The sequence below is a fragment of the Methyloceanibacter sp. genome (genome assembly GCF_035650995.1).
Lineage (GTDB): Bacteria > Pseudomonadota > Alphaproteobacteria > Rhizobiales > Methyloligellaceae > Methyloceanibacter.
The window spans coordinates 1-8,264 of sequence record NZ_DASRGO010000090.1; the positions used below are offsets into that span (position 1 = coordinate 1).

Here is an 8,264-nt window from a genome sequence, read left to right on the forward strand (position 1 = left end):
CGTTCTCCCGCTTTATGTGCCGGTCTTGATCTTCGGCGTCGCCGCGGCATCGGCGGCCATCGTCGGCCCCGCCTCGCCCTGGCCGCCTCTCCTCATGCTTTGCGCATTGAGCCTCGCCAGCGTCGTGCTCGCCCCGCTCGCCGCCTCAGCCGCACTCCGCACCGCTTTGCGGTGAGGCGGGGACGCCGCCATCCCCAGCCACTCCGTCATGGCCGGGCTTGGCCCGGCCATGACTAAGGACTCGTGTGCTGCATAACTTCCCGACTTTATCCCCGGCCCCGAAACCTCGGTTAGACTCACACCACCTCGTCCTCTGAGGGGCGCTTTCGCGAGGCGTCGTGAGATGCGGGACGGGGTGCGGCGCCCGCGGGTTCATGCACGCGGCATTGAGCACTCGGGCGGCACCGGAGCTCCCCCCGGACCCAATAAGAGGTCCTGCCAGGAGCTGGCTGAGAGGTTCGTTTTTGCGCCGTCCGCCTTCGCGAGGCTCGCTTCGGCGGGCGAAGGAAGGCCCGGCGCAAGGACAGAACTGAAGCGGGGCCCGCAGCCGGAAGACGCCGCAAATGACATGCGCTTCGGCGTGCGCGGAAGCTTGCGTTATGCGCTCAAGCAGCGCGAAGCGCGGTAGCGCACGAAAAGACGCGCATGTGGCGCGCCGAGAGGCGCCCGCCGTGTCTCCCAAAAGGAGGCGCGGACACCATAGGTTTGCGCTTTTCGGCGCGCCATCCCCCTCACCTCCGGACGCCAATCGCGTCGCGGGGATAACGGCGCATGCCCGGTTCACTTCGTCAGAATTGGGATGGTCGATACCAACTTGCTTTGCGCCACAGGAGACGCCAAGTTCCGGACATGTACGCGGTCAAGGAAATTTACTACACGCTGCAGGGCGAAGGGGTGCAGGCCGGGCGACCCGCGGTCTTCTGCCGCTTCGCCGGCTGCAACCTCTGGTCGGGCCGCGAAGAGGACCGTGCCACCGCGATCTGCAATTTCTGCGACACGGACTTCGTCGGCACCGACGGTCAGGGCGGCGGCAAGTTCGCCGATGCAAAGGCGCTGGCCAGAGCCTGCCGCACCGCCTGGCGCGGCAATTCGGGCACGCCGCCCTTCGTCGTGCTCACCGGCGGCGAGCCGATGCTGCAAGTCGACGACGCTCTGATCGCTGCGCTCCACGAGGCGGGCTTCGAGATCGCCATCGAGACCAACGGCACGCTCCCCGTGCCCCGCGCGATCGACTGGATCTGCGTCAGCCCGAAGGCCGGGGCTCCCCTCGTCCAGCGCTCGGGGGATGAGCTCAAGCTCGTCTATCCGCAACCCTCGCTCGACCCGCGCGAGCTGGAGGGGCTCGATTTCCGCCACTTTCTGCTCCAGCCGATGGACGCGGGCGCCAAATCTGCGGCCAATGCTTCAGCGGCGATTGACTACTGCCTTGCGCACCCCAAATGGCGTTTGAGCATGCAGACCCACAAGCTGTTAGGGCTGCCGTAAGGCGCCCTTTAAGGGCGGCGCAAAATCCCCTAAACGACTGACCATGCGTATCTACAAAGAGTTCACTTTCGAGGCCGCCCATTTCCTGCCGTCGGCGCCGCCGGGACATCCTAATTCGCGGGTGCACGGACATTCCTTCCGCGTGCGCGTCACGCTCGACGGGGAGCCCGACGACAAGACCGGCCTCGTCATGCATCTCGACGACGTCGAGGCCGCGCTTTGCGACGTGCACGAGGCGCTCGACCACCGTTTCCTGAATGAGGTCGAGGGTCTTTCGCAGCCGACGCTCGAGCGCATCACGATGTGGCTGTGGGATCGCCTGCACAACCGGCTTCCCGGTCTCGCCGAGATCGAAGTCGCGCGCGATTCCTGCCGCGAGGGCTGCATCTATCGCGGCCCCGCCCCGCGGCTTGCGGCGGAGTAACCCGATGGCGCGGAAGATCGGCGGACTGAAGCAACTCGGCAGTGCGACGCCGCTTCCGAAATCGCCGCAAGAGGCCGAGCTCGAGCGCGTGCCCAATCCGCATCAAGACACGCCCTACATCGCGCGCTTCACTTGCCCGGAATTCACCTGCCTCTGCCCGATCACCGGCCAGCCGGACTTCGCGCATTTCGTCATCGATTACGCGCCGAGGGCGTGGCTGCTCGAATCGAAGTCGCTCAAGCTTTATCTCGCGAGCTTCCGCAACACCGGCGCCTTCCATGAGGATGCGACCGTCGGCATCGCCAAGCGCATTGTCGAGTTGATCGAGCCCGCCTGGCTCAGGATCGGCGGCTACTGGTATCCACGCGGCGGGATTCCGATCGACGTGTTCTGGCAGTGGGGCGCGCCGCCGGAGGGCGTGTGGATTCCCGACCAGGGCGTCTCGCCCTATCGCGGCCGCGGCTGAAGCCGTCGTGGACCTCGTCATCACCAACGGCGATGCCGCCGGCGAATCGCTCAGGCGCACGATCACAGGCGCCGAGATCCTCCCCTGGCGCGACGTGCTGCATGAAGGGCCGGTGCCGTTGACCCAGACGCTCGAAGAGCTGACCGCCATCCGCGCCGATTATCTTGCCCGCCGCGGCTGGGGAAGCCACGAAGAGATCGCCACCAACCTCCAGGCGCGCGACCGCGGACTGGCGAGGGCCGGGACTTTCGACCGGGTCGTGCTGTGGTTCGAGCACGACCTCTACGATCAACTCCAGCTCCTACAGGTGCTCGACTGGTTCGCCCGCGAGGAGAACAGGCACCGCGCGCTCTTGCTGGTGCAGACCTCTGAGTTTCTCGGCCGGCAGAACGAAGACGAGATCGAGGCACTCCGAGCTTTGGAAGCGGCGGTCACGCCCGCGCAGCTCGAGCTTGCCGCCAAGGCCTGGAGCGCTTATCGCGCCAAGACGCCTGAGCCTTGGCGCGCGCTCCTGCAAGAGGATCTCTCCTCTCTGCCCTTCCTCGAGCCGGCGGTTCGCCGCATGCTCGAGGAGCTGCCCGGGCCTGACGGACTTTCGCGCAGCGAGCGGCAGGTGCTTGCGGCGCTCGCTTCCGGCATCACCACGCCGCCCGCCCTGTTCGTGGCGGTGCAGCGCACCGAGCCCGCCGTGTTCATGGCCGATTGGAGCTTCTTCGGCCTGCTCGACGCGCTTGCGCTCGCCCGCGTTCCGCTCGTCGCGGGTCTCGATGGAGCGCCGTTCCGTCCGGCGAACGGCCCGCTGCTATCCTCCTATCTCCACAGCGAGCTTAGGATGACGGCGTTCGGCAGGTCGGTGCTCGAAGGGAATGCGGATCATGCCGCGGAAAACAAGATCGACCGCTGGTGGGGCGGCACGCATCTCACCAGGAGTAACCTGTGGCGCTTCGACGCCGAGTGGGAGCGGCTTATCCCCCCGCCCTAGACTTGGCGAGGCGGTCGACTGCCATCAATTCGGCGAGCAACGGCTCGAGCTCGGCGAGCGGCAGCATGTTCGGGCCATCGGAGGGTGCGCGATCGGGGTCCTGATGGGTCTCGATGAAAAGGCCGGCGACGCCGACGGCGGTCGCCGCGCGCGCGAGCACGGGCACGAAGCGCCGCTCTCCCCCGCTCTTCTCCCCCTGCCCTCCAGGCTGCTGCACCGAATGGGTGGCGTCGAAAATGACCGGCGCTCCGGTCTCGGCCAGGATGGGGAGCGCGCGCATGTCGGAGACGAGGGTGTTGTAGCCGAAGGAGACGCCGCGCTCGGTGACGAGCACGTTCGGATTGCCCGCGCCGACGATCTTCGCGACCACGTTCTTCATGTCCCACGGCGCGAGGAACTGACCTTTCTTCACATTGACCGGCTTGCCCGTAGCTGCGGCGGCGAGAAGAAGATCGGTCTGGCGGCAGAGAAAGGCCGGGATTTGCAGCACGTCGACGGCTTCGGCAACGGCCGCGCATTGCCCAGGCTCATGCACGTCGGTGATGACGGGGAGTCCGATCGCCTCTCTGATCTCGGCAAAGATCGGAAGCGCCTGTTCGAGCCCAAGCCCGCGTGCGCTTGCGGCGCTGGTGCGGTTGGCCTTGTCGAAGGAAGACTTGTACACGAGCCCAAGTCCGAGCCGGCCGGCAATCGCCTTGAGCGCAGCGGCCGTCTCGAGCGCATGCGCCCGGCTCTCGAGCACGCAGGGGCCTGCGATCAGCGCAAACGGCGCGGTTTGCGCGAAACAGACGCCGGCGACGTCGACGCGCCCATTCGGCCGGGAAGGTCGGTGCTCGTTCACGCGCGCCTTATAGCGTTCTTGCTCGCCTCTGGCGAGTTTGTGGTCAAGGCTCTGTCCGCTTCCACTGCGGGCGGTCGCGCTCGTAGCGGCTCACGACGCTTGCGAACTCGGGCAGCCAAGGCTCGCGCCGGATGGTCCAGAGTTCGTAGGTCGGCTCGAACAGTCCCGTCTCATCGAAGGAGCCTGGATAGAGATAGAACTCGTCGTCGCGGCCCCAGGTGGAATAGACCGGCGCGCCGCAGGAGGCGCAAGAATAGCGCCGCGCACGTTCGGAGCTTGCGAATTCGATCACCGCGCCGGACACCGTCACCGCTTCGACGGGAAATACGGCATAGAGATTGAACGGTGCGCCATGCGCCTTACGGCAGGTGAGGCAGTGGCAGACGCCGACGCGGTAAGGCTCTCCCCTCGCCTCGAAGCGGACCTTGCCGCAGGCGCACCCGCCCTTATGGATGCGACTGGTCATATCGCCCCGAGGTTATACCAGTCTGGACTGTTCGACGGCGGCGCCGATGAACGAGGCGAACAGCGGATGCGGCGCAAACGGCCGCGATTTCAGCTCGGGATGGAACTGCACGCCGATGAACCAGGGATGGTCCGGCACCTCGACGATCTCGGGCAGAAGTCCGTCGGGCGAGAGGCCCGAGAAGCGCAACCCCGCCGCTTCGAGCTTGTTGCGGTAGCGCGTGTTGACCTCGTAGCGGTGGCGGTGGCGCTCGGAGATGCGCGTCGCGCCGTAGATCTCGGCGACCTTGCTGCCCTTGGCGAGCACCGCCTCGTAAGCGCCGAGCCGCATCGTGCCGCCGAGTTCGCCGTTCTGCTCGCGCCGCTCGAGCTCTTCGCCTTTCATCCACTCCGTCATCAAGCCGATGACGGGCTCCTCGGTCGGGCCAAACTCGGTCGAGCTTGCTTCGACGATGCCGGCCACGTCGCGTGCGACCTCGATTACCGCCATCTGCATGCCGAAGCAGATACCGAAATAGGGCACCTTTCGGGTGCGGGCGAACTTGGCCGCCTGGATCTTGCCTTCCGAGCCGCGCTCGCCGAAGCCGCCCGGCACGAGAATGCCGTGCACATCTTCGAGATGGGCGGCGGCGTCCTGGCTCTCGAAGGTCTGCGACTCGATCCATTCGAGATTGACCTTCACCCGGTTGGCGATGCCGCCATGCACGAGCGCCTCGTTCAGCGACTTATAGGCGTCCTTGAGGCCGGTGTATTTGCCGACGATAGCGACGGTGACCTCGCCGTCGGGATTGGCGATAGCCTCCGAGATCTGCCGCCAGCGCTCGAGGTCGGGCTCGGGGGCGCTGGTGATGCCGAAGGCCGCCAGCACCTCGCGGTCGAGCCCTTCGGCATGATAGGCGCCGGGAACGTCGTAGATGCTTTGCACGTCGAGCGCCTGGATCACGGCCTCGGGCCGCACATTGCAGAAGAGCGCGATCTTGCGCCGCTCGTCGCGCGGCAACGGCCGGTCGGTGCGGCACAAGAGCACGTCCGGCTGGATGCCGATCGAGCGAAGCTCCTTCACCGAATGTTGCGTCGGCTTGGTCTTGAGCTCGCCCGCGCTCGGAATGAACGGAACGAGCGTCAGATGAATGAAGGCGGTCGAGCCGCGCGGCAACTCGTTGCCGAGCTGGCGGATCGCCTCGAAGAAGGGAAGCCCCTCGATGTCGCCGACCGTGCCGCCGATCTCGCACAGCACGAAATCGACACCGTCATTGCCCGAGGTGATGAACGCCTTGATCGCGTCGGTCACGTGCGGGATCACCTGCACCGTCGAGCCGAGATAATCGCCCTTCCGCTCCTTGGCGATGATCTGCTGATAAATGCGACCCGTGGTGATGTTGTCAGCCTGGCTCGCCGGGCGTCCCGTGAAGCGCTCGTAGTGGCCAAGGTCAAGATCGGTCTCGGCGCCGTCGTCGGTGACGAACACCTCGCCGTGCTGATAGGGGCTCATGGTTCCGGGATCGACGTTGAGGTAGGGATCGAGCTTGCGCAAACGCACGCCGAATCCCCGCGCCTGGAGCAGCGCGCCGAGCGCCGCCGAAGCGAGACCCTTGCCGAGTGAGGAAACCACGCCGCCGGTGATGAAAACGTACCGCGCCATGGGCCTCGACCCTACACCGAAAGGGGGGCGAGTCGTAAGCCCCAAACGGCGCTTGTCCCGAGCAAAGCTTGGGCAGGAGTTGTAAGGGCGCCTATTTCGAGACCGGCGCTTGTGGGCCCGAGGGCGCGCTCTGCGGTGCCGGCGTGCCGGGGGCCGGTGTTCCCGGGACTTGCAGCGGCAGAAGCCCTCCTGGGCCGCCAGAGGGGGCCAGGATCGAGGGTGCGCCGCTATGCTGGCTTGCGAGAATCGAGAGCGCAAGGCTGGTTGCGAAGAAGCAGGTCGCGAGGATCGCGGTAGTCTTGGTTAACGCGTTGCCGGCGCTTCGGCCCGTCATGAAGCCGCCGCCTCCGCCGATACCGAGTGCGCCGCCCTCGGAGCGCTGCAGCAGGATGACGCCGACCAGCGCCAGAGTGACCATGACGTGAATCAAGAGAAGTACAGTGCTCATCGCGTCGCCTTAGCTTTCGAAGGCGCTGTCTTATCCGAATCCGCAACGGTTTGGCTAGAGCCGGTGTTGGGCATGTCAGCCGGATCGAGGGCCGGCTTGCGATCCGGAAGCGGTACCTCCGCAGGATCGGCAGGCGCGGGCGCTGCTATCACCTTCTTGTCGACTCCGCCGCCGCGGCACTGGAACGTAATCTTGGCCTCGATATCGAGGAATTGCCTCACCTGGTCGAGTTCTTCGTCGTTCAGATGGTCCTTGACCCAATCGGGGCCCCGATCGAGGGCCGCCTGCATGCTCGGGGTGAGCAGCTTCTTGCGCTCGTTGGCGAGGCTCGCGCAGCTCGCCTTGTCGAGCGGCTCGGCCATGGCCCTCATGCCGAGCACCGCGATCGGGCTTGAGACGAGAAGGACCACAACAATGAAGCGCAGCACCGGCATCATCGGTCCCACGGCGGAAAATCCCGCCAAATCAATCCCCTCCAGAATGTCGAAAATCGGCGGGTTTGCCAACCCTGCAACGACCGCGGGACGGCGGTTTTGGGGGACAGTCAGGCAGTTCTGCCACAGGCCGAGAGGATGGCGTAAAGGTCGGCTGCCTTGAGGCTCGCCCCGCCAACGAGCGCCCCGTTCACATTTTCGACCGAAAGAAGCTCACCCGCGTTGCCAGGCTTCACCGAGCCGCCGTAGAGGATGCGGACCTGCCCGGCTTCCGCTTCGCCGAGAAGGCGGGAAAGTTCGTTCCTGATGAAGCCGTGCACTTCGGCGATGTCGGCCCGAGTCGGGGTGAGACCGGTCCCGATGGCCCAGACCGGCTCATAGGCGATCACCGTATTCCCTGCATTCGTGCCTTGCGGCACCGAGGCCTTGAGCTGACGCCCTACCACTTCGAGGGTCCTGCCTTCGCGGCGCTCCGTCTCGGTCTCGCCCAAGCAGACGATGGCGGTCAGCCCCGCTCGATGCGCCGCGCGGGCCTTGGCATTGACAAGCGCGTTGCTTTCGCCGTGGTCGGTGCGCCGCTCGGAGTGGCCGACAATGACGGCGGTCGCGCCTGCGTCGGCCAACATTTCCGCGGAGATGTCGCCGGTATGGGCGCCCGACGCCGACGGATGACAGTCTTGAGCACCGAGCGCGATGCCGCTTGCCACCAACACGTGGGCGGCGCGCGACAGGAGCGTCGCCGGCGGGCACACCATCAAGTCGGCTGATGGAACGGGCGCCTCCTTGAGCCGCGCCTTGAGCCCCTCGAGCTCGGCCAAGGACGGCCCAAGGCCGTTCATCTTCCAGTTGCCGGCGATAAGCGGCCTGATCGCTGTCACGTCGTGCCTCGCTACCACATCCGCTTCAGCGTCTTGCCATCAAGTGAGCCAGTTTCCAAGGCTTAGGGCGCGATCCTCGCCTTGCCGGGATAGGGCTTGGTACCTATGATGCCGCCGCCGCGCGCGGTCTGTCCGAGCATCGGACGCCGGCGCGGCTTTGGCAAATGGCGAATGGAAGGTCTTAGGGCGTGGCACTCGA

11 protein-coding genes are annotated in these 8,264 nt (G+C 66.1%); 5 read left to right on the forward strand and 6 right to left on the reverse strand.

Translation table 11 applies throughout. The features are described from left to right. The 5 genes from VFB18_RS07045 to VFB18_RS07065 all read left to right on the forward strand — a co-directional run. A partial coding sequence (locus VFB18_RS07045; protein ID WP_324972780.1) for a heme exporter protein CcmB occupies positions 1–175 on the forward strand: 175 nt, incomplete at its 5' end. A 674-nt stretch (positions 176–849) separates the two neighbouring features. Then, on the forward strand, positions 850–1,485 hold the full coding sequence (gene queE, locus VFB18_RS07050) for a 7-carboxy-7-deazaguanine synthase (RefSeq protein ID WP_324972755.1): 636 nt from the start codon (positions 850–852) through the stop codon (positions 1,483–1,485). A gap of 43 nt (positions 1,486–1,528) precedes the next feature. Then, positions 1,529–1,909 carry a 6-carboxytetrahydropterin synthase gene (locus VFB18_RS07055; protein WP_324972757.1) on the forward strand — a complete coding sequence of 127 codons (381 nt, stop codon included), beginning with the start codon at positions 1,529–1,531 and terminating at the stop codon, positions 1,907–1,909. A gap of 4 nt (positions 1,910–1,913) precedes the next feature. Continuing rightward, a complete protein-coding gene (gene queF / locus VFB18_RS07060; RefSeq protein ID WP_324972759.1) occupies positions 1,914–2,375 on the forward strand; it encodes a preQ(1) synthase in 462 nt (153 codons plus the stop codon). Positions 2,376–2,382: 7 nt separating this feature from the next. Next, complete coding sequence (locus tag VFB18_RS07065) at positions 2,383–3,357, forward strand: DUF1835 domain-containing protein (protein WP_324972762.1); 975 nt, start codon at positions 2,383–2,385, stop codon at positions 3,355–3,357. Here VFB18_RS07065 and kdsA read toward each other — a convergent pair. The 6 genes from kdsA to tpiA all read right to left on the reverse strand — a co-directional run bounded on the left by kdsA (position 3,341) and on the right by tpiA (position 8,065). Then, the gene (gene kdsA / locus VFB18_RS07070; protein ID WP_324972766.1) at positions 3,341–4,198 is read right to left on the reverse strand and encodes a 3-deoxy-8-phosphooctulonate synthase; all 858 of its coding nucleotides are present in this window, start codon (positions 4,196–4,198) and stop codon (positions 3,341–3,343) included. The two genes, VFB18_RS07065 and kdsA, sit on opposite strands and share 17 nt — an antisense overlap. Positions 4,199–4,241: 43 nt before the next feature. Continuing rightward, positions 4,242–4,664, reverse strand: coding sequence for a GFA family protein (locus VFB18_RS07075; RefSeq protein ID WP_324972769.1), 423 nt, complete (start codon positions 4,662–4,664; stop codon positions 4,242–4,244). A 12-nt stretch (positions 4,665–4,676) separates the two neighbouring features. Further along, positions 4,677–6,305 carry a CTP synthase gene (locus VFB18_RS07080; protein WP_324972771.1) on the reverse strand — a complete coding sequence of 543 codons (1,629 nt, stop codon included), beginning with the start codon at positions 6,303–6,305 and terminating at the stop codon, positions 4,677–4,679. A 91-nt stretch (positions 6,306–6,396) separates the two neighbouring features. Then, complete coding sequence (secG, locus tag VFB18_RS15775; protein ID WP_414675662.1) at positions 6,397–6,753, reverse strand: preprotein translocase subunit SecG; 357 nt, start codon at positions 6,751–6,753, stop codon at positions 6,397–6,399. After that, positions 6,750–7,217, reverse strand: coding sequence for a hypothetical protein (locus VFB18_RS07090; RefSeq protein ID WP_324972774.1), 468 nt, complete (start codon positions 7,215–7,217; stop codon positions 6,750–6,752). The genes secG and VFB18_RS07090 overlap by 4 nt, the downstream gene beginning before the upstream one ends. A gap of 80 nt (positions 7,218–7,297) precedes the next feature. After that, the gene (tpiA, locus tag VFB18_RS07095) at positions 7,298–8,065 is read right to left on the reverse strand and encodes a triose-phosphate isomerase (RefSeq protein WP_324972777.1); all 768 of its coding nucleotides are present in this window, start codon (positions 8,063–8,065) and stop codon (positions 7,298–7,300) included. Positions 8,066–8,264: the final 199 nt, after the last annotated feature.

What these genes read in the sequence shown, in the direction of transcription:
- queE (WP_324972755.1), top strand. Translation starts at nt 850, where the DNA reads ATGTACGCGGTCAAGGAAATTTACTACACGCTGCAGGGCGAAGGGGTG.
- VFB18_RS07055 (WP_324972757.1), top strand. Translation starts at nt 1,529, where the DNA reads ATGCGTATCTACAAAGAGTTCACTTTCGAGGCCGCCCATTTCCTGCCG.
- queF (WP_324972759.1), top strand. Translation starts at nt 1,914, where the DNA reads ATGGCGCGGAAGATCGGCGGACTGAAGCAACTCGGCAGTGCGACGCCG.
- VFB18_RS07075 (WP_324972769.1), bottom strand. Translation starts at nt 4,664, where the DNA reads ATGACCAGTCGCATCCATAAGGGCGGGTGCGCCTGCGGCAAGGTCCGC.
- VFB18_RS07080 (WP_324972771.1), bottom strand. Translation starts at nt 6,305, where the DNA reads ATGGCGCGGTACGTTTTCATCACCGGCGGCGTGGTTTCCTCACTCGGC.
- secG (WP_414675662.1), bottom strand. Translation starts at nt 6,753, where the DNA reads ATGAGCACTGTACTTCTCTTGATTCACGTCATGGTCACTCTGGCGCTG.